The sequence below is a fragment of the Streptomyces cyaneochromogenes genome, assembly GCF_003963535.1.
GTDB lineage: Bacteria > Actinomycetota > Actinomycetes > Streptomycetales > Streptomycetaceae > Streptomyces > Streptomyces shaanxiensis.
In genome coordinates this window covers 4989069-5012366 of record NZ_CP034539.1, presented here as the reverse complement: position 1 = coordinate 5012366, position 23298 = coordinate 4989069, and the positions used below count along the sequence as shown (strand labels likewise).

Sequence of the window (23298 nt, the reverse complement as noted above, 5' to 3'; positions counted from 1 at the left end):
TCGAGCGGGCGGTCGGCCCTGACATACGCGCGGCGGCCGGGACGAGGCGAACTCGTCCCGGCCGCCGCGTACGTTCTCACCCATGAGGGGCGTAAGTCAGTTGGTCCCGATCCGCGACAGCAGGTCCACGATCCGCGACTGCACCTCGGCGCTGGTGGAGCGCTCCGCGAGGAACAGGACCGTCTCGCCGGAGGCCAGCCTCGGCAGGTCGGCCTGGTCGACGGCGGCCGTGTAGACGACGAGCGGGGTGCGGTTGAGCTGCCCGTTCGCGCGCAGCCAGTCGACGATGCCGGCCCGGCGCCGGTGCACCTGCATCAGGTCCATCACGACCAGGTTCGGCCGGAAGTCGCCCGCCAGCGTCACCGCGTCGGCATCGCTCGCGGCCCGCGCCACCTGCATCCCACGCCGCTCCAACGTCGCCGTCAGCGCCAGCGCGATCTCCGCATGCTCCTCGATGAGCAGCACGCGCGGCGGGTGCTGCTCGGTGTCCCGGGGCGCGAGCGCCTTCAGCAGTACGGCCGGATCGGCGCCGTAGGCCGCCTCTCGCGAGGCTTGTCCGAGACCCGCGGTCACCATCACCGGCACCTCGGCGGCGACGGCGGCCTGCCGCAGCGACTGCAGCGCGGTCCGCGTGATCGGCCCGGTCAGCGGGTCGACGAACAGCGCGGCCGGGAACGCCGCGATCTGCGCGTCGACCTCCTCGCGCGAGTGCACGATGACCGGCCGGTAGCCGCGGTCGCTCAGCGCCTGCTGGGTCGTCACGTCCGGCGCCGGCCACACCAGCAGCCGCCGCGGGTTGTCGAGCGGCTCCGGCGGAAGCTCGTCGTCCATCGGCTGCGGGCGCGGTGTGTCGGCGACCTCGATGGCGCCGCCCGGCCCGTCCAACGGCTCCGGCCCCTCGGCGGCGTTCTCGTCCGGCGCGCCTATGGCGTACGACCGCCCGGCGCCCTCGGTCATCGGCGCCAGCCGCGCCTGCCCCGCCAGCGACGGCTGGGGCTGCCCGCCGAGCGACGGTTGCGCGGGCACCGGCTGAGCGGGCACCGGCTTCTCGGCCGGCGGATGCGGCCGGGCCGTCTGCTCCGCCGAGGCGGACGCCCGCGCGGCGGGGTCGGGGGGCGTACCCAGCTTGCGGCGCCGTCCGCCGTTGGTCTGATGCGGGGGAGGAGTGGCCGTCGACTGAGATGCCTGTGACAGCTGAGATGCCTGGGACAGCTGCGCCGGCTGCGGGGCCTGCGCGGGCTGCTGCACCTGCGCCGCCTGCCGCGTGAAGGGCACGCCCTGCCCCAACGTCCGCACACTGATCGCCCGACCCTGCGTGGAGTTCGGGTCGACGGGTGCGCCCGAAGCGGCGGCTTCGGCCGGGAGGGGCTGTGCCGCACGCTGCTGCTGGGCGGCCGGGCCCGCCGCCGCGGCCTCGGGAGGCAGCGGAGTGCCCGCGGCCGGGGTGCCGGGGGCGGGCTGGGGCTGGGTCTGCTGAGAGGCGTTCGGGTTCGGCGGTACGGGGGTGGCGGCGCCGTTCGCCGGTACGGCCATCCCGTCGCCGGAGGTGCCGTCGGCAGCGGGCCACGGCTGCGGGGCCGGAACGCCCTGGGCCGGCGTGCCCTGCGCGGGGACCCCGTGACCGGGGGTCTCGGCGGGGAGGGGCCCGCCCGGAACCGGCTGCGCGGGCGTGGCCTGGCCGGGCACCGGCAGAGGCTGCCCCGGCGCTGCCTGCCCCGCAGCGCCCGGGGCGGGCGTACCCTGCGCGGGCGTCCCGGCCGCCTCCCCCGGCTGGCCGACGGCCCGTCGGCGACGCCCGGTCGGCGCGCTGGTCGGATGCGGCTGCGGCGGGGTGTGGTCCTCGGCCTGATCGTGCGGTACGGCGTCGTGCCGCCCCTCGTCCATGAGTACGTCACCGGGAGCGCCCTGCCCCGGAACCGCCGGAACCGCCCCTGGAGCAATCGGCGAAGCCGGAGCCGCACCCGCAGGCGCCACAACCGCACCCCCAGGCGCCGCACCCGCAGGCATCCCAGCCGCAGCCGCAGCCGCAGCCGCAGCCGGAGTCGGAGCCGGCTCAGTGCCACCCCGCCCCTCCGGCCCGGGGGCGACCCCGCGGTCCGCCTCGGCGGGCGGCAGCGCGAACACCTTCCGGGGCCCCGCCTCCTGGGCCTGCGCCTGCTCAGCCGCACGCTCCGACGCCGCGGCCAGCGCACGCCGACGCCGCCCGGTCGGCTGAGAACCCTCACCCGAGTCGGCCGTACCGGCCCCGGAGGGCGCTTGTCCGCCGTCACCGCCCGCGGGCAGCGCGGGCGGCAGCGCGTGCTGCTCCCCGCCGTCCCGCCGAGCACGTCGCCCACCGGGCGCGGGCACCCCCTGAGGCGGAACGGTCCCGCCGAGGCCGTTCCCGGCGGCCGCGGTGCCCGCAGCATGCTCGGCGGCCGTCACAACGGCGCCCTCGGAGACACCGTCTCCGCCGTCCCCGCCGTCCTCGGCCGGTCGTCCGCGGCGCCGTCCCGTACCGCCGGAAGCCTCACCGCCACCGTCCTGTGCCCCCTGGGGGAGCTCCGGAGCGGCCGCGCGCCTGCGGCGCCGTCCGGTGGGCGCCGTACCCTCGGCGTCGGCACCGTCGACCTCGGGCGTGTCGCCCTCCAGGAAGGCGTCGACGGAGGCCCGCCGGGCCCGCCGCCGCCCACTGCCGCCACCCTGCTCGTCCCCTGCGGGGGCACCCTCGGTGACGTCACCGGCCTCGGCCGGGAGGGAGTCGACGGGAGCGGCGGACACAGCCCCGGCCCCACCCCCGATCGGCACCTCCAGGACGAACGCGCTGCCGCTCATGCCCGGCACCTCGTGCGTCTGCAGCACCCCACCGTGAGCCCGCACGATCCCCCGCACGATCGGCTCGTGCACCGGATCTCCCCCGGCGTACGGCCCGCGCACCTCGATCCGTACGACCTCACCGCGCTGCGCCGCCGCGACGACCACGGTGTTGTCCATGTAACCGCCCGCCGACACCGGCGAGTTGCCGGTCGCGTCGACCCCCGCGACATCCGCGACGAGATGCGCGAGCGCGGTCGCGAGGCGCTGTGGGTCGACCTCGGCCTCGATGGGCGGAGCGTGCACGGCGAACTGCACCCGCCCGGGCCCGATGAGCTCGACGGCCCCGTCGACACCCGCGGCGACGACGGCGTCGAGCATCACCTTCGTACGGGAGACGGCGTCACTACCGGAGTCGAGCCGCTGGTACTGGAGCACGTTGTCGATCAGGGTCGTGATCCGCGAGTACCCGGCGGAGAGGTGATGCAGCACCTGGTTGGCCTCGGGCCACAACTGCCCGGCGTCGTCCGCGGCGAGCGCGGCCAGCTCACGGCGCAGCTCGTCGAGCGGCCCGCGCAACGAGCCCGCGAGCAGCGTCAGCAGCTGCTCGTGCCGCCCCGCCAGAGCCTCGTACCGGTCCTTCTCCCGCTCCCCGAGCGCGGCGTAGCGCTCCTCGCCGGCGGCCAGCTCCTCCTGGTGCCGCTCCTGAAGCTCCTCGGCCTCAGCCACGTGCTTCTGCCGCAGGGCGGTCAGCTCGGAGGCGTGCTCCTCGGCGAGCCGCTCCAGCTCCTCGGCGTGCTGCTTCTCCGCGGCGTCCTTCTCCTCGGCGAGGGCGTCGTAGGGCCGCCGGTCGGTGAAGGTCATCACGGCGCCGACGAGCTGCTCGCCGTCGCGCACGGGCGCGGTCGTCAGGTCGACGGACACCTTGTCCCCGCCCTTGGACCACAGCACCTGCCCGCGCACCCGGTGCTTGCGTCCGGAGCGCAGGGTGTCGGCGAGCGGGGACTCCTCGTACGGGAAGGGCGACCCGTCGGCACGTGAATGCAGGACGAGCGTGTGCAGCTCGCGTCCGCCGAGGTCACTGGCCCGATAGCCCAGGATCTGAGCTGCGGCCGGGTTGACGAGCACGATCCGCCCGTCGGTGTCGGTCCCGACCACACCCTCGGAGGCGGCCCGCAGGATCATCTCGGTCTGCCGCTGCGAACGCGCCAGCTCGGCCTCGGTGTCGACGGTCCCGGAGAGGTCCCGCACGACGAGCATGAGCAGCTCGTCGCCCGTGTAGCCGTAGCCGTCGTAGGCCTGTTGCCCGTTCTCAAGATTCGCGGACGTGACCTCGACCGGGAACTCGCTCCCGTCCGTCCGCCGCGCCATCATCCGGGTCGGCTTGGTCCGCCCCTGCGGGTCCATGTGATCGGGCCGCCGCATGGAGCCGGGAATCAGCTTGGAGTCGAAATGCGGCAGGAGATCCAACAGCCCCCGCCCCACCAGAGCGGTCCCCGGTGCCTCGAAGGTCTCCAGGGCGATGGTGTTGGCGTTGACGACGGTCCCATTGGCGTTGACCAGCACCAACGCATCGGGCAGCGCGTCGAGTATGGCTGCGAGGCGAGCAGCGCCTCGGGATGGCCTGCTGCTCACGAGACGCTTCCTCCCTGTTACCGCACCTTGCCGACCGCTCGGGCCATCTTGCCAACCGGCCCGCGACGTGTCACGCGAGGGAGTCTAAGGGCTGGGGTTGCGCTCGCGACGCCGGATGAGAGGGACGTCGCACGACGAAGTGACCCAGAACGTATGACCGCCTGTGCAGATGTCCCGCCAGCCTCCCTTCCAGCACCCTTCGGACTTCGCGAGACCTTCGCGGGACATTTACGGACCCGGTGCTTCCCCCTTGGAAAGCCTGTACGAAGACTGTCCGACCGCGGACCGGAGCCCCTGCTTCCTGGCTCCGGGGAGGGGCGGAGACGGTGGGTGGTGGGGCGTCGGTCGTGGGCGGTGGGCCGTGTGGGTGATTCGGTCGTTGGGGAGGTCGGCCGTGGGGGGAAATCGGCCGTGGGGGGAGGTGGGCCGTGGGAGGTGGGCTACACCCGCCCCTCCTGCCTCAGATCGGGAAGCACCGGCACGAGCCGGTCCCACCGCCCGATCTGACACCCGTCACCACGGTCGTACCGCGCGTCGACGGGCCGCCCGGCCCAGGTCCCGGTGACATGCGCGGTGGCGGGACCGCCGTACTGCATGGTGCACAGGGTGTCCTTCGGTACGGGAGCGAAGGCGTCCTTGCCCCACCGGGTGCCGCGATCGAGGGCGGCACAGGCGTCGGCCACGTCGGGGTGGTCGCCGCCGTCGGGGTGGCAGTACAGCTCGTAGGTCCCGTCGTGGCCGCCGCCGGCGTCGCGGACGGTGACGGTGAGGTGGTCGTCGGAGCGGCCGGGCTCGTGGAGGGGTGGCAGGGGGAGGGGCGCGGCCTGGGCGTACGCCGAGGCGGGCGCGACGGTGGCGGAGCCGACGGCGACGAGGGATCCGGCGGCGACGACGAGAAGCCGCCGGAGGCGCCCGGCCGCGGCGGAACGGTTGACCTGCAACATGACCTGACTAACGCCGTACGCCCCCCGACGTTGCGCCCCGCGACGCACCCGGCGAAGCGCGCCGGGAAGGGCTTTGCCCTGTGGCCTCCCTGCCTAGTACCGTGGACGTCGATTGGTGACACCACGCTCGACTGTGTCATCATCTGCACGCACCAATCGCGCTCGCGCGAGCGGCTGTGCTGGAGGCGTCGCCTAGTCCGGTCTATGGCGCCGCACTGCTAATGCGGTTTGGGCCTTAAAGCCCATCGAGGGTTCAAATCCCTCCGCCTCCGCCACCTGACCAGGGAGTTCGGCCCGAAACGGCTGGGCTCCCTGAGTCGCGTTAAGGGCCACTTTCAGCCCCCAGATGGCACAGAGATGGCACCAACCGCCGAAAGGCGATTCTGGCGCGGGATAAAGGCAGCGATTCGGCGCGTGGCATCGGCCGCCATCTCCTCAGCGACCACCGCGTACACGTCCTTCGTGAAGGACACCGAGGCGTGGCCGAGCACCTCACTGACGAACTTGTCGTCAACGCCGGCCGCGAGAAGCATCGTCGCCGCACCGTGGCGCAGATCATGCAGACGGATCGGCGGCAGCGGCATCAGTAGGGCGACCTCAACGGCCGCGACCGTCGTCCGGTAGTGGCGGGCGGCCCGCTCGACAGACCAGCCCTTCTCCCGCACGCCGTCCCGCAGGTTCTTGTGCCGCTCGATCAGGATCCGGAAGCGGCTCGACAAGTACTCCGCCTTCAGCGCCGTTCCGTCCTCGTAGCAGTACACGCGCCCCGAATCCTGGTACAGCTCACCCCAGCGCAGCCGCTCCTCGAGCTTCCGCTTGTGCCACGCCCTGTGGACGCGCACCGTCTCCGGGTCGAGAGGGACTTGCCGCCATCCCGCCTCCGTCTTGGTGTCGTCCAGCTCGTCATCGGACTGCGACTGAAGAATGTGCAGCCGGGCCCGCTCGAGGCTCAGGCTCTGCTCTTCGGCAGCGACCAACTCGCCTCGGCGCGGCCCGTAGTACGCGTCGAGATGGAACGCCGGGTACAGGCGTTCCTCGCAGGCGTCCGCGAAGTCGAGGAAGTTGCCCGTCTGGGCCGCCGTCCACACCATGACCTTCGCCGGGACGACGCCAGTCCTCAGCCACTGCTCGACACGCTCGTCGGTCCACAGCAGGGGCTTCGCTCGGCCCGGCTTCCGCTTGCCGCCCTTCGTCCGCCAAACCCCGTCAGCCGGGTTGTCCGGGCGGATCTTCGACAGCTTCACCGCGTCCGTCAGGGCGCCGTGCAGGACCGCGTGGACGCGGCGGATACGGCTCTCGCCGATCGGTCGGGTATGCACCCGCCGGCCGCCGCGGGTGGCACGGGCGTCCTTCAGGCGGCGCAGGATCTCCGACCGGTCGCCTTGTTCCTCCGGCCGGTTGATCTTCCGCATCGCCGCGTACAGCTCACGGAAGTGCTCGTCAGTGAGGTCGACGACCTTGATGTGCCCGAGCCCCGGCTTGCCGTACAGGTCGATCGCCTCGCGCTCGGCGTCGAGGGTGCCCTTCTTCAGGCCCTCGCCGGTCTCGGCCTCCGACACGCGCCAGGCGTAGCGACGCTCGAGGTACTCGCCGAGCGTCGTCTTCCGCTCGTCGTGAGCCTTCGGGCTGGCCGCGGTGCCGAGCACCTTCGCCAGCTCCTTCTTGCACTCCGTCTCGGTGGTGTACGGCCCGATACGCGGCTGTCGGCGCTTCCCCTCGGCGGACGGTGGTGCTTCGTACCGGGCGTACCAGCCGCCGTGACCCTTCTTCGGCAGGTCAGAACACTTCTTCCCCAGTAGCCGTTTCGTCTCCGGATCCCGGCACGAGCAGGCCTTGTACGGCTTCATTCATCACTCTCCTCGGACAGTGCCACGTACTTGATGTCGAGCCCCGGCGTGTCGATGTACGCCAGGGACTGTTCGATGGGGGGAGGCGTGAGCCCCTTGCTGCGCATCTCCTGGCGGACCTCGCGGAGCGTGTCCGCGATGCGCTTCAAGGACTCGGCGGCGAACTGCGCAAGGTGCGGCTCGGATCCGCCTGCCGCGCTGCGCATGAGGTTCTGCAGGTTCAGGTTGTTCTCCCGCCAATCAGCCGTCAGCTGGTCGTGTCGGCGGAACAACTGCACCGGCTCGGCATCCTGCCGATCGGCCTCCTTGTCCAACGGCAGACGGTCTTCCTCGCCGGTGAACCACTTGAGAGCCGCCCATGGGTCGACAGCCTGGCCGGGCAGAACCTCGGTCAACTCCTCAAGGCCAACAGGGAACAGCAGCTGCGCGGGTGGGACGCGGAGGATGCGGGCGATAACGATCAGCTCGACCACGCTGAGCGCCGGCCGACGGCCGCCTTCGAAGTTGGCGAGGACGGAGCGCTTGATGGGCAAGCCGTACTGCTCAGTGCAGATGTCAGCCAGCCCCTGAACGCTTATCCCGCGCTCAAGGCGGTAGCGGCGTACCTGCTGGGCGACACCCTTCACGAGCCTGGCCTTCCACTCTTCCGCCTCCACGCGCCTCCACCTTCACCCTCGTGACCGTTTTCTGAGATGACAATACATGGGGAAGTTGACACCTTGCACCCCCACGTGCACCCTTGTGCTTGTGGAAAACGAATCCGCCGATGTTCGGCATCTCAGCGAACGCGACGCGGGCATAACTCGGCGCGAGTACGCCGCTCTCGCCCGCGTCCACCCCGACACCATCAAGCGCTGGGCGCGCGTCGGAATCGGCCCCAAGCCGCGCCGAGTCGGCCCGCGCCTCCTGCGCTACGACCGCGAGGAAGTCCTCGCCTACCTCCAGATCTCCGGGACCGAGGTGTCGGCGTCATGACGGGCGCATGGACCCGTGAGGCTGTCGAGGCGCAGGGCCCGACGACAGCGGTCCCGGTCCTCGCCGAGATCCTCGGCGTCGACAAGGACACGATCTACGACGCGATCCGCCGCAATGAGTGGACGATGACCCGCGTCCTCCGCCTCGGCCGGCGCATCAAGATCCCGACCGTCGACATCGTCGCCTATCTGTTCGGCCCCGCCGAGGCTCCCCCGGTAGTGCCATCGCAGTGCCAACACGATGAGTCGCCGCAGGTCACAGTGCACCAACCGCAGTCTCAATGCGGTTGCACCCCTGCCGCTTCGGGCGTCGTGCACCAGCTCCGGGGCGCCTAGTTCACCCCATCCACTCGCGAGACGGCCTCAGCTCGGGCACCCGCACCGCCTCGCCTCGCGAACGGACAGCGAAGTGACCTCACGAGAAAGGGGCCCGGCGCTCATCCCGGACCCCACCCCGACGCCTGCTACGACATCGACCTCGACTACGAGTGTAGTGCGGCCCGCGATGCGGCTACCAGGCGAACAGCCAGACCTGCCAGACGCCATGCACAGCGACCCGCTGCGCGAGCAGCTGATGCGTGAACGCGCCCGCCGCGAACTCGTCATCAGCTCCATCCGCGCACACCTCGCCGAACAGCCGAGCCCGCGCGCCGTCCGCGCCTGCGCCCGCCGCTGGGTTCGAGACGTCCACTTCATCGCCGACGGCGTCATCGCCGCCCTCAACAGCACGGAGAACGAGTGACCGCCGAGCAGCCGCCGTTGACCGCGGACCCGGACGTGATCCGGACGTGGCTCACGCACCTGTACGCGGGCTGCCCCGGCTTCGTCAGCATCTGCTCCGACGCCGATGGATGGGCGGGCCGGAGATTCGCCACCGACGAAGCCGGCCTTGCGGCCGCCACCAAATACGCCGTCGGCATCGACGGTCGCAAGCCCCAAGGCATCTACGCCCAGGTAACCACCCTGCGCGAGCACCCCCCGATCGGCCCTGACGGGAAGCAGGGGCGGGGCGGCGAAGACCTGGCCCACGGACTTACCTACCTGTGGGCCGACGGAGACTTCGGGACCATCGGCCACAAGCCCGGGCCGGACGACCTGGCCGCACCGCCCGACGCCGACGCCGTCGTCAAGGTCGTCGCCGAATCGCCAATGCCCGACCCGAGCGGGTGGACCAACTCGGGCGGCGGCTACAACCCCGCATGGCTGCTCGCCGAGGCGCACATCATCGGTGACGAGGACGACCGCGCCCGTGCCAAGGAACTGACCATGGGCGTACAGGCCATCCTCGCCGCGCAGGCCTACCAATACGGCTGGTCATGGGACAGCGAGGTCGGCAACCTCGACCGGCTCATGAAGCTGCCCGGCACGGTCAACCGCAAAGAAGGCCTCGAGCGGCCGACCAGCATCGGCCCCGGAGACGGCACCGTGTACGACATCCGCGACGTCGCCGCACTCGTCGCCGAACACGCGCCCGCCGCACGGGAAATCCTCGAGCAGGCGGCACGGGAGAAGCAGGAACGGAAGCGGCAGCGGCTCGGCCTGCCCGCGCCCGCGCCCCGTAGGCCGCGACCCGCAGGGTGGCAGCAGCCGACCGGCGACGGGCCCCTCGACATCCTCGCCGCCACCCTGCGATTCGCGGACGTCCTCGAGCCCCACGGCTTCACCTACGAGGGAACCCACAGCGACGGCCGCGAACGGTGGAAGCGCCCCACCGTCGGCGGCGACTCCTCGAGCAGCGCCTACAGCCTGCTCTGCGACGACCACGTCGCCGTCAACTGGTCCGAGCGCTCAGACCTGCCCGTCGGCGCCCAGCCAGCCGGGCGGAAGCTCACCATCGGCAACCTGTGGGCGCACCTCAACTACGGCGGCGACGTCAGCGAAGCCGCCAGCGACATCCTCCGCGCAGCAGCTGGCCGCGACAGCCGAGGCGCCGCCGGCTCCCTGCCGGGGACCGTGCTGGACGAAGTCCGCCGCCGCTGCATCCGCGAGGACGTCAAGCCGCCCCGGCTCGAGGAGGGGGTCAACTGGGACGACCTGAGCGAACCACCGGACGAGCCGGACGAGTCGGCCGGTCCCGCGAAGCCGTCCGGGCTGCTGCCGGAAGAGTTCTACGCCCGCCGCGAGGAACTGCGGCACATCCGTCAGGCCGGGCACTCCCGCAACCGCTCAGGGGATGTCGCTGTCCTTGCCACGCTCACCCGATTGTCTGCCCTCGTCTCCCACTACATCCGCGCAGACACGGGTGTCGCCGGGCACGCCTCCCTCAACCTGTTCGGGGGACTCATCGGCCCTTCCGGCATCGGCAAGTCGACAGGCGTCGAGGTCGCCGAGCTGTTGCTGCCCACGCCGCAGGGCCTCGACTTCCGCGACGGTCTCCCCATCGGATCTGGCGAAGGCATGGCCGAGGTCTTCATCGACGTCGTCGAGGAAGAAACGGGCGAGGTCAACAGCCGCGGCAAGGCGATCACCCATCGCGTCCGAAGGCAGGTCAGGCACAACGCGTTCTTCTACGTCGACGAGGGCGCCTCACTCACCCGGCTCATGAAAGAGCGCTCAGGTTCGACGCTGGGCGAGGCCCTGCGGAGCGCAGCCGTCGGGCAGACCCTGGGGCAGACCAACGCCAGCAAGGAAACCAGCAGGTACATCCCCAAAGGCTCGTACAGCATGGGCGTCCTGGTCGGCTTCCAGCCGGAAACGGTGGCCCCGCTGTTCGAGGAGGTCGGAGAGGGGACTCCGCAGCGCTTCCTGTGGCTGCAGGTCATCGACCCGTCCATCCCTGACGAGCAGCCGCCGTGGCCCGGGGAACTGCTCGCCTGGCGGACCGCGGTCGACGTCGAGGCGCCCACCCTGATCAGCTTCGACGAGGAGATCCGGACGGAGCTGCGCCGCGCTGACCTGGCGAAAGCGCGCGGAGAGATCCCCGTTGCGGAACTCAACCCGCTGGACTCCCATGCCCCGTTGATGCGGGTCAAGGTGGCTTCGCTCCTGGCGGTCCTCACCGGTCGGCTTCATGTCACCGGCGACGACTGGCAGTTGGCAGACATGGTCTGGCAGGCGTCGTGTGCGACTCGCGACGCGGTCCTCGAGGACATCGAGCGGCAGTGGCGGGAGGAGCAGGAGAAGCGCACACAGGCCCGCATCTTCGAGGAAGTCCGCGTCGAGCAGGCAAAGATCAGCGCCGAGAACGAGCGGTCCGACAAGGCGGTCCTGCGTATCGCTACGCGTATCGCGCACTACGTCCAGGGCGGCGAGCTGAACACCCGCAAGGCGCTCCGGGCCAGGTTCTCCGGGCGGGACAAGAAGCACATCAACGACGCCATCGCCTACGCCGAGTTGCGCGAGTGGGTCACCGACAGGGACGGACGCCTTGCTGCGGGCCCGATCGCACCGGAGTGACGGGGGGACAGGGGGGACGGGGGACAGCGAATGTCCCCCCCTCTCTCCCCCGGGCGATACCGAAAGTCGTTCACCCGCCTAAAGGTCTACGGATCAAACGAGCCTCTGACCTGCACATATAGAGATCAAGATCAATTACTAGCTGACTCGCATCACGCGCGAGAGGCGGGGGGACAAACAGCGTCCCCCCTGTCCCCCCTCACGTCCCCCCTCCGGAAGGAGACCGACATGCTCGACCCCAAACTGATCGCCAACGTCGACGAGGCAACCGCTCTCGGTATCGCCGCCCTCTGGAACGACGCCATCGAGCTGGTTCGACACATGCTCGACCACCAGGTCGACGACATCGACGACGGCATCCGGCAGGCCCTCGAATGCGACCGTGACGACTGCCAGACGCACGACGTCCGCCACCGCGAGGGAGACGACACCTGCCCCTGCTGGGCGTGCGCGAACGGCGGCCTGCTCTACATGGCGCGGGACCTGCGGGACTGGCTCGACGACCTCGAGGCCGGCGCACCTATCTACCGCAAGCCGTCCAGCGCCGATCGGCTGCTCAGCCTCGTCACCGACTGGCTGCACGTGAACGACCGCGTCCCCCGAACCAGCGTCCCGAACTACCACCTCGGCGCGGTGTATCGCCTGCTCGCCGAACTTGCGGACCAGACCAAAGCGATCTACGCCGAATTCAGCGAGGTCACTCCATGACCAGCCATGTCGAGCAGCAGATACAGGCGCGCATTGCCCGCGCCAAGGCCGAGGCCGAACGCAAGCGCCAGCAACGCGAAGAACTCGCTGCAGCCCGCACCGCCGGCCTCGCCAAGAGGCACGCCGCCAAGCTGCGCCGCCTCGCTGAATTCGGGCAGCAACTCGCCCCCATCTTCGACCCCGACAGCAACGAGACACTCGCCGCAAGCGGGGCATAGCGGGAGAAATCTCCCGCACGTAGAAACACGCCCACCAACGAGGAGAACCGTGACCGACTACGACCACACCTTCAGCCACGCCGGACGCTCCGCCATCCGCGTCAAGCTCACCCGCGCCCACCTCCCCGCCGCCCTCGCCAAGCTCCTCGACAAGCTCGAGACCGCCACCGCCAAGGTCGACGAAGCCAAGGAGGCGGAGCGCACCTGCGGGCACGGCACCGGCCCCGAGCTGGCCGCGTTCCAGAAGAAGACCCGGGCCGCCCAGGACGCCGAGCGGGACGCCCTCGACGTCCTGCTCGGCGCCAGCCTGAAGCACCGCGGCGCTCTCCTCGACAGCAGCGCCGCCGGCTTCGACGACGCCCTCGAGCGGGCCACCCGCGCCAAGGCCGAACTCCTCGCCGCCCTCGAGGAGGCGACCGAGGCCGCAGCCCTTTACGCCTGCGCCCAGGACAGCCGAGCGGTCCTCGACGTCGACGACCGGACGACCGCCCGCAAGCACCCGGCCCGCAACGCCGCCAGCTTCGCGGCCAGCTACGTCCGCGAGACGGTCCTGCCCACCCTGTACGCGGAGCGTGCGGCGTGACCGGCCGGCCCGTGAGCAGCGCTCAGCGTCTCGCCGCCAAGGCCCTCGGGGTGGTTCTGCCCGAGCCGGAGGCGGACCCGCACACGAAGGCGGCGCAGGCCCTTTCCGAGGCCGCGCGTAGTTGCCCGCTCGGTTGGTCGGTCGGAGACGCCTCTGCGGTCATCAAGGCGTCTCGTGCCGCCGTTGCTGTTCGTCGCGGCGAGGAGCCTCCCGCCGCCTGACAACCCCTCGGCCGCGGACCGCGATGGACCGTGGCCACCACAGGAAGGAACCACATGACGACCCGAGTTGAGATCACCGAAGAGCAGCTTCCCGAGCAGCTGCGCCCCCTGCTCGCCGCGTACCGCGAGACGCGCCAGAAGGCGGCCGACGCGTTCAACGACCAGCGGGTCGCCCCGGTGCACGCCAAGCACCAGCTGCAGGCGCCGCTCGACGAGGCCAACCGAGCCGCCAGCGAGGCGCACACGGCGCTGCTCGAGGGCTCCCGCGAGCACCCCCAGGAGATCCGGCAGTACTCGCACGCCCGGTTCGCCGCCTGCGTGGAGCGGGCCCGTGAGCATCTCGTCGCGGCCGAGCAGGAGTTGCGGAAGGCCGCTGGGCACGCAGCGGTACACGCGTCGGTGCGAGATGGCCGGCCGACGGTCAACGCGGAGCGCGGCCAGGAGTCGCCGGGCAAGAAGGCGGCGATGTTCGCGATCGGCCTGGTGCAGGATGCCGCGGGCAGTCTCCCGGACGGGATCGACTGATGGCCCGGGTCAGCGCGGAGAAGAAGGCCGAGGGCGCGCGGTGGCTTGCGCAGGGCCGGTCCGCTGAGTGGGTCGGGCAGTTGTGCGGCGTCACCGAGAGAACGGTGCGCGCCTGGCGCCGCAACGACCCGGAGTTTCGGCGCGTGTACGAGCAGCAGCTCGGCGGCCTCCGCAGCCAGGGCCTGCTGGCCATAGCCGAGCAGCGGCAGACGCCGCCACCGCTCCGCAAGAAGCAGGACGAGACCACGCTCGAGGCCCTGGGGGCCGCGGCGTTGAAGATCGGACGAAAGGAGGCCGACCGTGGCCGATAGGAAGAGCTGGGCTGAGCGGCTGGCATCACGCGTAACGGGCGACGGCGTCACGGCGGATGAGCTGGCGGAGGCGAGGACTGCCGCGCAGCCTCCGACGCCGGCATGGGCGCGGAGGGCGGCCGAGCGGATGCTGACACCCCGCGAGGATGTCGAGGAGCCGCCGCCCGCTGCCTGAATTCACTGCCTGCTGATTTTCGCCCGGCCGCACCGCACGGTGGCCGGGCGCAGCTGTGTCTGCGTTGTCTTCTGCGCAATGCAGGTATGGGGCTCTGCCCCATAGCTGGGGCCAACCGTGTCGATATCGACACGGTTGCGGGTTCCGCTTGCGGTGCGGATGGGGCCTCTCTCCATGGTGTGGAGGACCACGCAGGGGTATGCCACTGCCGACACCCCTCGAATGCCAAGGGTGTAACCGCATAGGTGATGCGGTTGGCACGCTGTGACCTGAGCATTCGTTGGCTGTTGGCACGCATGCGGCACGGCCGGGTTTCTCAGCGCAGCGGGTACGTCCAGGTCTCACGCCCCCACGGCCGGCCGTCCCAGGTGATGACGACAGCCACGTCCTCGCGGGAATCGCTGTCCGTCGCTACCGGGATCCGAACCGATTCGCTCGGGGAGACCGACTCGGCTCGCCGCTCGTCCTCCACATTCGTGGGGTCAGATGCGGAACCCACGCGCACATGTACCGACTTGGCGGTCGCATCGCCGATGTTCACGGCGCGGAACCCATGCCGACTGCGGCCGTCCTGCTGCAGCTGCCATGCGACGGAGGCGCGCCCCCGCCACCACACCGCTACGGATGCCACGGCCGCGACTGTGGCCGCCGTCGACCCCACCCAGGTTGCCCAATCCCCTGCTTGCATGGCCGAACCGTAGCGCCTGGCAGGCGCAGCAATGCGAACACCTGAGGATCATTGGACGCAGCGGCCAAATAGCCTTCGATTCTATGGCCAGAGTGGCAGGGTTGGCGTACAGTGCCAATTGAGGTTGCTGCCACATGCCAAGGTCCCGGCGGACCGTGATGGTCCGCTCAGGCAGGACGCCAGACAGGGACAACGGCGGGCACCGGTAGGCGATAGAGCGGCGTGATGCCGCGGGCCGTCGCGGGATGCGAGCCGGACGAGAGACCTCGAGCCCTCTCCGCTGCCACGCCCTGGGATGCCCTGTGCCGCGTATCTTCTCTGGCCCTGCCCTGCGGACCGCTCGCCGCGATGCAGGCCTGTCCGTCCACGACGTTGCCACCCGCGTCGGACGCTCCTGCTGGCAGGTCTACCGCTACGAGCAAGGCCGCACGCCCGTACCCGTCGACGTCGCCGACGCGCTCGCCGAGGCGGTCGACGTCCCCCTCGACCGGCTGCTCTGGCGTGACGAGCTCGCGGAGGCCGCAGCATGAGCTTCCTCGTCGCCTCCGGTCATGTCGATGTCACGGCCAATACGCGTGAGGCGAAGGACGAGCTCGAGCGGTTCATCGACAAGCTGAAGCGGGTCGGGCCCGAGGCGGCACGCGCGTTCGACCGTGCCGACCGGCAGGCCGCGAAGCTCGAGGGCACGCTCGGCCGCATCAAGGCCCTCGGGAACATCCGGCTACGCGCCGACCTCGAGGACCGCGCCGGCGCCGGGATTGCCGCGATGCGTGACTCCATCCGGGACCTTCAGCGGCAGAGCCCCGTCCAGCTGCGCGCCCGGTTCAGCGGCGACACCGCCCAACTGGTCGCCATGGCACAGGCGATGCGGGACCTGCGGGACGACACCAGCCGTACCAGCACCCCGCTCACCGGGCTGGCAACCCGCAGCGCAGCCGCCGCAGCCGCGCTGCAGCTCCTCGACAACGCCGCTGGCGACGCCTCCCGTTCGCTGCGTACCCTGCGTGGACGGGTCGCCGCCACCGCAGACGCCATGCGGGACCTGCGGGACACCACGGCCCGCGCTGGCACCGCCATGAACGCGTTCGCCAACCGGGCGCAGACCGCGGACGGCCGCCTCAACACCCTGTCCGGGAACACGCGGACGCTGCGAGGCGACCTCGACGACCTCGACGGCAGCCTTCGCCGCGTCGGCGGAAGCATGGGCGCCCTGCGCCCCTCCCTCGGAGGGCTTGGCTCGGGTGGCGGAGGAGGTGGCGGGGGCCTCGAGAAGCTCACGCAGGCCGCGCTACTCCTCAGCCCCGCGCTCATCCCCGTAGCGGCCAGCCTGACGGCGATTGCGGCGAAGGCGGCAGCGGCCGGCGCGGGTGTCGCCGCGTTCGCGGTCGCGGCGGCAGGGCAGATCAAAGACCTTGCTGAGGCGTCGCAGGCACAGACGAAGTACAACGAGGCGGTCGAGCAGTACGGGCGGGGCTCGGCCGAGGCCGCGAAGGCTGCCCTCGAGCAGCAGCGCGCTCTCGCGAGGATGCCGGCCGCCACCCAGCAGGCGGCGGCCTCCCTGTCCGTCTTGAAGGACGAGTACAACGCCTGGTCCGACGCGCTCGCAGCGGACACCATGCCCGTGGTCACCAAGTCGCTCGGCCTGTTCCAGGCGATGCTGCCGCAGCTCACACCCACAGTGCGCGGCGTCTCGGCCGAACTGCAGCACCTGATGGACGTCGCAGCCGGCGGCATGCAGACACCCGGCTTCGACCAGTTCATGAACAAGCTCGCCGGATGGTCCGCTGGCGCGATAGCCGACGCCACCCGCGGCCTGGTGAAGTTCTCGCAGGCTCTCGACGGCGGCGAAGTCGGCAGCGACATGCAGGAGTTCATGGACTACGTGCGCGCCAACGGGCCGCTCGTCGCCGACACGTTCGGCAATCTCGCAAAGGCTGCGGCGCATCTCCTCGTCGCCGCCTCGGACGTCGGCGTCGGAATCCTGGACGTTGCGAACGCGTTCGCGAAGCTCGTCGCCTCAATCCCGACAAGCGTCCTGTCGACCATGCTGGAGCTGTACGCGGCACTGAAGCTCGTGAGCCTCGGCGTAGCCGGCGTCAACGCGGTCGTCACCTCGTCGGCCATCGCCCGCCTCGGCGCCTACTTCACGCTGATGCGCACGGCCGGTGTGGGGCCGACGCTGTCGGCCACGGCCGCGAGTATGACCCGGGTTCAGAAGGCCAGTGTCGGGCTCGGTGTCCTCGGTGTTGCGGCGTTCGCCATCAACGAGCTGGCGGAAGCGTCACGCGGCGCACCGCCGGACCTCGACAAGCTCAACACCGCACTGAAGACCCTTGCGACCACCGGCAAATTCACCGGCGAGTTGAAGGCCACGTTCGGGGACATGGACGGATTCGTCGCCAAGCTGGGCAAGCTGAAGACGGAGTCCGCCGCCCTCGAGAAGGCGAAGCCATTCACGGCGTTCTCCGGGCTAGGAGCCTTCACCGACACGGCGATCACCAAGCTCGACGACCTGGTGCGCGGCGCGGAAAGCGTCGGCGCCACCAAGGACGACTTCAAAGCGGTCGACCAGCAGCTCGCCGCGATGGCCACCAACGGCTACGCCAACCAGGCAGCCGAACACTTCCGCAACTTCAAGGCGGCGGCGCTCGCGGGCGGTATGTCCCTCAAGGAGTTCAACGCCGCATTCCCCGGGTATCGGGCGGCAGCCGCCGGGCTGAAGGCCGAAGCGGACCTCGCCGCGGCCGGCATGGGTGCCTTCGGGCAGCAGGCCATGGCGACCAAGGCGAAGCTCGACGCCCAGAAGAGCGCGGCGGACGGGCTGCGGGCGAGTCTCATTGCCCTCAACGACACCAACCGGTCCGCCTACGATGCGCAACTCGCCTTCGAACAGGGCATCGACGACCTGACCGCGTCGTTCAAGGAGAACGGCGCCACCCTCGACGAGCACACCGAGGCTGGCCGCCGGAACGGCGAGGCCATGTCGAACGTCTCGAAACGGCATGACGAGATGATCGTGTCTGCGCTCGCCGCTGGGGACTCGATGGCGTCGATGAAGTCGGAGTCTGAGGGGCTCCGCGCCACGATGATGGAGCTCGCGACCAAGGGGTTCAAGGGCAACACGAAGGCCGCAACCGAGTACGTCAACCGGCTCCTCGGCACGCCGGAAAGCGTCGAGACGAGCATCAGGCTGGAGCGCCAGGCGGCCATCACTGGCCTGCAAGAAGTGCAGGCCGCGATCAAGAAGACGCCCAATGCGAAGAGCGTCAAGGTCGACACCCTTAACGCCGCGGCTATCAAGGCGCTCGAGGCCGTGGGCTTGAAGACGAAACAGTTGCCCGACGGCCGGACCGAGGTGTTCACTGCGAACGGGCAGTCGCTCGGCGACATCGCCGCGGTCGCGAAGGCGCTGAACAACCTCAACGGCAAGACCGCGAACACGTACACGAACCACAACATCACCTACCACTACCGCAGCGACGGCGCGTCCTTCCTCGGCCCGTCTGGCCGCTACGCCTCGGGCGGTCGTGTGCGCGGATACGCCTCCGGCGGGGATGTGCAGGCGTTCCCGTCCGGCGGCTACGTCGACGGGCCCGGCACCAGCACGTCGGACAGCATCCTCGCGATGATGGGCTCGGGCGCCGCGGCCATGGTTTCTAACACGGAGTACGTGGTGCGGGCGGCGGCTGTCGCGAAGTACGGCGTCGGCTTCCTGGACGCGCTCAACGCGGGCCGGCTGCGCCTGGCCGGGTTCGCGAAGGGCGGCAAGGTCTCGAAGGCGGAGAAGGACGCCCGCAAGTCGGCCACGCCCGACCTGACGATCTCGCACTTCGGCAAGATGGCGGGCTATAAGACGACTGAGTTCGCCGGGGACATGGCGCGCCCGGACAGCCTCAACGATCTGGTCGGGACGCTCAACAACTGGCGCAATCAGATCAAGAAGGCGACGCACGGGTCGGCGGAGACGAAGCTGCTGAAGCAGCTCGACGGCGCGGGCAAGGCGCTGCTTGCCAACGAGAAGAAGCTCGCTGGGGTCAACAAGGCGCTGGAGTCGGCCAAGGGCAAGCTGGACGACTTGAAGGGCAAGTTCGACCAGCTCAAGACGTCCGTGTCGTCGTCGCTGGTGTCGTTCGGGAACATCACGAAGATCGGGGAATACGGGACCAGCCCCGAGACCCTGATCAAGCAGCTGTCCATGGACGCGGGCCGGACGACGGAGTTCGCCAAGCAGCTTGAGGCCCTGAAGGCGAAGGGCCTCAACGCCACGGCCATCGCGGATATCGCCGGGGCCGGCATCACCGGCGGCGGTATGGCCACCGCGCAGTCACTCCTCACGGCCACCCCCGAGCAGATCAAGCACATCAACGAGCTGCAGAAGCAGTTGGAGACCTCGGCGAACAAGGCCGGGACCACCACGGCCGATGCGATGTACGGGGCTGGCATCAAGGCCGCGGAGGGTCTGGTCAAGGGCCTGACGGCGCAGCAGAAGGCGATTGAGGCCGCGATGATGGCCATCGCGAAGGGCATGGAGAAGAGCCTGAAGGCTGCGCTCGGCATCAAGTCCCCGGCCAAGCTGATGGAGCCGATCGGCGAGTTCTCCGCGATGGGTGTCGAAGCCGGCTGGACCAAGCGCCTCGCCAAGGGCGACACGCTGCTGTCCGGGAACACTGCGGGGCTGAGGGTCCGGCCGGCCCTGATGCCCGGAGCATCTGGCGGCGCGGCCACGGCGACCATGGCGCCCGTCGTGAATCTGACGGTGAACGTCTCCAGCAACGACCTGCTCACCAGCTCGGCCAAGCGGAAGGCGTTTGCCGACCTCCTCGCCAAGGAGACCAACGACGCCCTCCTCACGTACCAGAAGGGCAGGCGCCGCTGATGCCGGAGACGAACAGCGTCGTGCACTGGCCGCTGCCTGGCGGCGGCTTCAGCTGCCCGACGTGCGGCGCCGTGGAGGGCATCACAGTGGCCCTCGACCTCGAGGACGCCGGGCCGGATCCGTCGTACATGCGCTGCCCGGACGGCCATCTGTGGCCCGAGCCGTGCTTCCCGCGGCTGCTCGGCGCCGGCATGCTGCGCCGCGCCCTCGAACACGACCCCGAGTTCCTCGACCGCATCCACCCGCTCGGCGAGGGCCTGCTACGTCCTCGGGACACCGGATGGATCCACCTGCCGGACGGCGCGAGCGGGCCGGACGAGCAGCCCATCGCCTGCCCCGAGTGCCGCGCCACGTCGGGCCTGGCGGCCGTGTACGACTCCTACGTGTTCGACCCCGATCCGTCGCCCATGTCCTGCCTGAACGGCCACAGGTGGAGCGAGGAACGCTTTCCGCGGTGGGCGGCAGCCGACACCGCCCGCCGCACCCGCGAGGCCCTCGGCGAGGCGTAGCCGTTACGCCTTGGGGACCTTCCACTCGGCGCCCTCAGGGAGCGCCTCAGGCGTGTACAGCACGCGTTCCGGACGCTGGTTGCCGGGCACGGCGAACACCGTCTTCCCGCGCACGCAGTCGCCGGCCTTCACGGTGGCTTCGTAGGGGTACTCCGGCTTGGGGAAGTCGCCGTAGGTGACGCTGCTCGGCTCGATGCGGGCGCCGTCCGTGTAGGCGAGGGTCCACGGGTAGCGGGTCGTGCCGCCCGTGCCCTTCGTGATGCACGTCTTGATCTCGACGGCGGCCCACTCGTAGCCGTCAGTGTTGAACTCCTGGTCTGCGGAGCTCTGCGCCTTGATGCCCTGCTCGTAGCTGAGCACCGTGACGTTGACGGTGACGTCGCCGACGGAGTCGTTGAAGGTGAGTACCTCGCCGAAGTCTCTCGTCTCGTCCTCGGTCGGGCTGGGCGCGGCGCTCGTCTTTGCGGCGGCCGGGGCCTTCAGCTTGCTGGCCTTACTGTCGCCGGCTGCTGGTTCGTCGCTGCTCTGGCAGGCGGTGAGCACTGCGAGAAGTAGGGCCGCGGTTGCGGCAGTTGTGCGGGTGCGCATGAATCCCCCCAATGGTGCGGATGGTGAGCATCATGCGCGGCGAGCACAGGGCGCGGAGGGTGAGTGATTGTCCTGTGACCCAACGTCGCGTAGAGGAGCCCCGGCCGGGATGCACCCCACCGGCCGGGGCTCTCGAGGCCGCCCGCCCTCCGGGGGATTGGAGCGAGGGCGAGCGGGATCAGCCAGGGCTCTAGCTTGCCGAGTCGTCCTCGCCGTGAGGCAGCGGACACATGTCGACGTCCGGTCCGGCCAGCATGGGGATCATCTGCTGGCTGGGGTGCACCGGGCAGTAACGCCGGCCCCGAGCCTGGTCGGTCTGCCAGTCGTCCTCGGCGATGTCCCGAGGTGTGGGCGGGCGGTACCTGTTACTAGTGGCCATGGCCTGCTGCTCCTACTGGTTGTCGTTGGGCGGCGGGGTGGGCGGGTCGTCGTCGGGCTTGGGTACGGGCGGCCACGTGGCGACGGTTCCCAGAGTGCTGCGCATGGCTACCTCCTTCGGCTGCTCGGGCCGACTACGGTCAAAGCCGGTCGGTCTCTTGACGGGGACTTGCCGCCCCGCTTCGGTGCTCGACCTGTCCAGGGGCGTGGACACCGGGGCGGGGGTCTTGCAGACCCCTTCTGCCAGAGGCGTGCGGCCCCTGGCAGAAGGGGGGCTAATGGCTGGCCGTGCCAGCGTTGATCCGCTCGTAGTGGTCGCACAGGGCTGCCAGGGACCGGGCCAGGCGCCGGGCGTGGGCGACGCGGGCATCGAGCACAGGGCGTGGCGTGACCGTCAGCTTCCGGCGCGCTTCGCCGACGCAGGCGAGGGCGCAGTACGCCTGTACGTCCTTGGGCCGCGGGCCGACTGCCCGTTCGACCTCGGGGAGGATCAGCGCCAGCTGGCCGCGCAGGGTGCTGTCGAGGATCTCGATCTCTTCGGAGCCTGGCGGGAGGGCGTCAGGCCCATCGTCCGGGCCGAGGGCTCGGGCTGCAGTGGCGCGCATCGTCTCGATGTCCGGCGGATGCACGTCTGTCCCCGCCGTGCGCGCGAGTTCTCCGCTGGGGGCGGTCATGGTGGCATCACTCCCACTACGCTGAGTTGCCCGGTAATCACCCATGACAGTAGGTAGTCGTGATTACCGCTTGTAGTGACCGTGAGTACGGGTAACGGGCCCGCTGTGGGCGGGCAAGGGGACGCCATGGGGCAGCAGGCGAACGGAACCCCGACCGGGGGTCAGGGAACGCCCGGACGAGGGCGCGCGGGCATCATCTCGGGCTACGTCTTCCGGGTCATCCGTGAGCAGTTGGGGCACACGCAGGACAGCCTCGCCGAGCTTTTCGGGGTGGCGCCGGACACGATCGCCGGGTGGGAGACGGGGCGCCGGCCGCTCACCTCCCTGCCGGTGGGCCAGATGCTGGTGCATCGCCACCGGCTTATGCAGATGGGTACAGCGCCCGCCCTGCTCGCCGCCCTCGAACGCGCGATGGAAGCCGACATGCTGCTGGCCAGCGCGCTGGAAGACGAGGCGCCCGCCGGGCCCAACCCGCTCGGCGCCTGGGTCATGCAGCGCGACCTCGTCGAGGTGCTGACCTGGCCCCTCAACGGAGTCCCACCCAGCCCCGTGCGCGAACTCCCGGCTCCCCCTCGCCCGCGCCGCGGCCCGGTGCCGACGGCGCCGGAACTACCCACGGTCGACCGGCGCCGCTTCTTCAGCCGCATGCGGGAGACCGCCGAGCAGGCCCGAGGCGGCCGGGACTTCCTTCTGCGCCGGCAGGCCCTCTACCTCGCCGGGTTCGACCAGGACGCCGATACCTCCGAGTGGCTGGCGCACCAGCAGCGGACCGAGCGGCCGGACGACTGGCTGACGCAGTGGCTCAACTCCCGATCCGTGGCCGCCGTAGCCGCGCGCCAGGGCGACCGAGACCGAATGGCCCACTTCATCGGCCGCACCCTCGGCGACAACGACCGGGCCGAGGCGGCGAACCTGAACTACTGGGCGTACTGGATCGGGGAGTCCCCGCACGTCCAACTGTCGGACGACTTCATCGGCGAGGCGACGCCCGGACCCTGGCACGGTGAACGGCTGATGGCCCACCTGGTCCGGGGCCTCACACCGAAGCATGGCTTCTTCGATCTCAACGTCCACACCCTTTGGACGCTGCTGGCCGCCCGCCCGAACCTGCTGCGTGCGCGGTCGGCCGCCGGGCATGCCCTACGCGAACGCCTCCCGGTGATGTTGGATGACTCCGGGCTGTCGCCGCAGGCTCGGCGGGAGCTGGAGGGAATCCGGTACGCAATCCGCCTCGCCGAGGCGTGAAAGGGGACAC

At 70.5% G+C, this 23298-nt stretch carries 21 protein-coding genes and 1 tRNA gene; 14 read left to right on the top strand and 8 right to left on the bottom strand.

Annotated features, from left to right (window positions below):
- Window positions 1–96 precede the first annotated feature (96 nt).
- Entirely contained in the window at window positions 97–4428 is a 4332-nt protein-coding gene (locus EJ357_RS22740) for a hybrid sensor histidine kinase/response regulator (protein ID WP_126393416.1), read from the bottom strand.
- Window positions 4429–4868: 440 nt separating this feature from the next.
- On the bottom strand, window positions 4869–5372 hold the full coding sequence (locus tag EJ357_RS22735; protein WP_126393415.1) for an SSI family serine proteinase inhibitor: 504 nt from the start codon (window positions 5370–5372) through the stop codon (window positions 4869–4871).
- 181 nt (window positions 5373–5553) lie between these two features.
- Here EJ357_RS22735 and EJ357_RS22730 point away from each other — a divergent pair.
- Window positions 5554–5647, top strand: a tRNA-Ser gene (locus EJ357_RS22730).
- 60 nt (window positions 5648–5707) lie between these two features.
- On the opposite strand, the gene EJ357_RS22725 is transcribed toward EJ357_RS22730, so the two are convergent.
- Entirely contained in the window at window positions 5708–7219 is a 1512-nt protein-coding gene (locus EJ357_RS22725) for a site-specific integrase (protein WP_126393414.1), read from the bottom strand.
- Window positions 7216–7875 (bottom strand): helix-turn-helix domain-containing protein, encoded by a 660-nt coding sequence (locus EJ357_RS22720; RefSeq protein ID WP_126393413.1) that lies wholly within the window; start codon window positions 7873–7875, stop codon window positions 7216–7218. The genes EJ357_RS22725 and EJ357_RS22720 overlap by 4 nt, the downstream gene beginning before the upstream one ends.
- Window positions 7876–7966: 91 nt before the next feature.
- Between EJ357_RS22720 and EJ357_RS22715 the strand changes: the two genes are divergently transcribed.
- The 9 genes from EJ357_RS22715 (at window position 7967) to EJ357_RS22675 (ending at window position 14155) form a co-directional block, all read left to right on the top strand.
- Window positions 7967–8194, top strand: a complete 228-nt coding sequence (locus tag EJ357_RS22715) for a helix-turn-helix transcriptional regulator (protein ID WP_228473138.1) — start codon at window positions 7967–7969, stop codon at window positions 8192–8194.
- The gene (locus EJ357_RS22710) at window positions 8191–8529 is read left to right on the top strand and encodes a helix-turn-helix domain-containing protein (protein WP_126393412.1); all 339 of its coding nucleotides are present in this window, start codon (window positions 8191–8193) and stop codon (window positions 8527–8529) included. Before EJ357_RS22715 ends, EJ357_RS22710 begins: the two co-directional genes overlap by 4 nt.
- Before the next feature lie 208 nt (window positions 8530–8737).
- Window positions 8738–8935, top strand: coding sequence for a hypothetical protein (locus tag EJ357_RS22705; protein ID WP_126393411.1), 198 nt, complete (start codon window positions 8738–8740; stop codon window positions 8933–8935).
- Window positions 8932–11589: a hypothetical protein gene (locus EJ357_RS22700; RefSeq protein WP_126393410.1), complete on the top strand. Its 2658-nt coding sequence runs from the start codon at window positions 8932–8934 to the stop codon at window positions 11587–11589. The genes EJ357_RS22705 and EJ357_RS22700 overlap by 4 nt, the downstream gene beginning before the upstream one ends.
- Window positions 11590–11817: 228 nt before the next feature.
- Window positions 11818–12297 (top strand): hypothetical protein, encoded by a 480-nt coding sequence (locus EJ357_RS22695; protein WP_126393409.1) that lies wholly within the window; start codon window positions 11818–11820, stop codon window positions 12295–12297.
- Window positions 12294–12515, top strand: coding sequence for a hypothetical protein (locus tag EJ357_RS22690; RefSeq protein WP_126393408.1), 222 nt, complete (start codon window positions 12294–12296; stop codon window positions 12513–12515). Before EJ357_RS22695 ends, EJ357_RS22690 begins: the two co-directional genes overlap by 4 nt.
- Before the next feature lie 49 nt (window positions 12516–12564).
- Window positions 12565–13098, top strand: a complete 534-nt coding sequence (locus tag EJ357_RS22685; protein WP_126393407.1) for a hypothetical protein — start codon at window positions 12565–12567, stop codon at window positions 13096–13098.
- Between the two features lie 275 nt (window positions 13099–13373).
- Window positions 13374–13844 (top strand): hypothetical protein, encoded by a 471-nt coding sequence (locus EJ357_RS22680; protein WP_126393406.1) that lies wholly within the window; start codon window positions 13374–13376, stop codon window positions 13842–13844.
- Window positions 13844–14155 carry a hypothetical protein gene (locus tag EJ357_RS22675; RefSeq protein ID WP_126393405.1) on the top strand — a complete coding sequence of 104 codons (312 nt, stop codon included), beginning with the start codon at window positions 13844–13846 and terminating at the stop codon, window positions 14153–14155. The genes EJ357_RS22680 and EJ357_RS22675 overlap by 1 nt, the downstream gene beginning before the upstream one ends.
- Window positions 14156–14646: 491 nt before the next feature.
- On the opposite strand, the gene EJ357_RS22670 is transcribed toward EJ357_RS22675, so the two are convergent.
- Entirely contained in the window at window positions 14647–14961 is a 315-nt protein-coding gene (locus EJ357_RS22670) for a hypothetical protein (protein WP_126393404.1), read from the bottom strand.
- A gap of 359 nt (window positions 14962–15320) precedes the next feature.
- Between EJ357_RS22670 and EJ357_RS22665 the strand changes: the two genes are divergently transcribed.
- Genes EJ357_RS22665 through EJ357_RS22655 form a run of 3 tightly spaced genes read left to right on the top strand, consistent with a single transcriptional unit; the run spans window position 15321 to window position 20403 of the window.
- Window positions 15321–15548, top strand: a complete 228-nt coding sequence (locus EJ357_RS22665; RefSeq protein WP_126393403.1) for a helix-turn-helix domain-containing protein — start codon at window positions 15321–15323, stop codon at window positions 15546–15548.
- Window positions 15545–19894, top strand: coding sequence for a phage tail protein (locus EJ357_RS22660; protein WP_126393402.1), 4350 nt, complete (start codon window positions 15545–15547; stop codon window positions 19892–19894). The genes EJ357_RS22665 and EJ357_RS22660 overlap by 4 nt, the downstream gene beginning before the upstream one ends.
- Window positions 19894–20403, top strand: a complete 510-nt coding sequence (locus EJ357_RS22655) for a hypothetical protein (RefSeq protein ID WP_126393401.1) — start codon at window positions 19894–19896, stop codon at window positions 20401–20403. Before EJ357_RS22660 ends, EJ357_RS22655 begins: the two co-directional genes overlap by 1 nt.
- A 3-nt stretch (window positions 20404–20406) precedes the next feature.
- Here EJ357_RS22655 and EJ357_RS22650 read toward each other — a convergent pair whose 3' ends face one another.
- The 3 genes from EJ357_RS22650 to EJ357_RS22640 form a co-directional block, all read right to left on the bottom strand.
- The gene (locus EJ357_RS22650) at window positions 20407–20991 is read right to left on the bottom strand and encodes a hypothetical protein (RefSeq protein WP_126393400.1); all 585 of its coding nucleotides are present in this window, start codon (window positions 20989–20991) and stop codon (window positions 20407–20409) included.
- A gap of 190 nt (window positions 20992–21181) precedes the next feature.
- Complete coding sequence (locus EJ357_RS22645; protein ID WP_126393399.1) at window positions 21182–21370, bottom strand: hypothetical protein; 189 nt, start codon at window positions 21368–21370, stop codon at window positions 21182–21184.
- Between the two features lie 274 nt (window positions 21371–21644).
- Entirely contained in the window at window positions 21645–22043 is a 399-nt protein-coding gene (locus EJ357_RS22640) for a DUF6415 family natural product biosynthesis protein (RefSeq protein WP_126393398.1), read from the bottom strand.
- A 126-nt stretch (window positions 22044–22169) separates the two neighbouring features.
- Between EJ357_RS22640 and EJ357_RS22635 the strand changes: the two genes are divergently transcribed.
- Window positions 22170–23288, top strand: a complete 1119-nt coding sequence (locus EJ357_RS22635; protein WP_126393397.1) for a helix-turn-helix domain-containing protein — start codon at window positions 22170–22172, stop codon at window positions 23286–23288.
- Window positions 23289–23298: the final 10 nt, after the last annotated feature.

Bases quoted from the DNA above. Each gene is read 5' to 3' on its own strand.
- EJ357_RS22690 (WP_126393408.1), top strand. From the start codon at position 12,294: ATGACCAGCCATGTCGAGCAGCAGATACAGGCGCGCATTGCCCGCGCC.
- EJ357_RS22725 (WP_126393414.1), bottom strand. From the start codon at position 7,219: ATGAAGCCGTACAAGGCCTGCTCGTGCCGGGATCCGGAGACGAAACGG.
- EJ357_RS22655 (WP_126393401.1), top strand. From the start codon at position 19,894: ATGCCGGAGACGAACAGCGTCGTGCACTGGCCGCTGCCTGGCGGCGGC.
- EJ357_RS22645 (WP_126393399.1), bottom strand. From the start codon at position 21,370: ATGGCCACTAGTAACAGGTACCGCCCGCCCACACCTCGGGACATCGCC.
- EJ357_RS22680 (WP_126393406.1), top strand. From the start codon at position 13,374: ATGACGACCCGAGTTGAGATCACCGAAGAGCAGCTTCCCGAGCAGCTG.
- EJ357_RS22635 (WP_126393397.1), top strand. From the start codon at position 22,170: ATGGGGCAGCAGGCGAACGGAACCCCGACCGGGGGTCAGGGAACGCCC.
- EJ357_RS22705 (WP_126393411.1), top strand. From the start codon at position 8,738: ATGCACAGCGACCCGCTGCGCGAGCAGCTGATGCGTGAACGCGCCCGC.
- EJ357_RS22650 (WP_126393400.1), bottom strand. From the start codon at position 20,991: ATGCGCACCCGCACAACTGCCGCAACCGCGGCCCTACTTCTCGCAGTG.
- EJ357_RS22675 (WP_126393405.1), top strand. From the start codon at position 13,844: ATGGCCCGGGTCAGCGCGGAGAAGAAGGCCGAGGGCGCGCGGTGGCTT.
- EJ357_RS22710 (WP_126393412.1), top strand. From the start codon at position 8,191: ATGACGGGCGCATGGACCCGTGAGGCTGTCGAGGCGCAGGGCCCGACG.
- EJ357_RS22640 (WP_126393398.1), bottom strand. From the start codon at position 22,043: ATGACCGCCCCCAGCGGAGAACTCGCGCGCACGGCGGGGACAGACGTG.
- EJ357_RS22735 (WP_126393415.1), bottom strand. From the start codon at position 5,372: ATGTTGCAGGTCAACCGTTCCGCCGCGGCCGGGCGCCTCCGGCGGCTT.
- EJ357_RS22695 (WP_126393409.1), top strand. From the start codon at position 11,818: ATGCTCGACCCCAAACTGATCGCCAACGTCGACGAGGCAACCGCTCTC.
- EJ357_RS22660 (WP_126393402.1), top strand. From the start codon at position 15,545: ATGAGCTTCCTCGTCGCCTCCGGTCATGTCGATGTCACGGCCAATACG.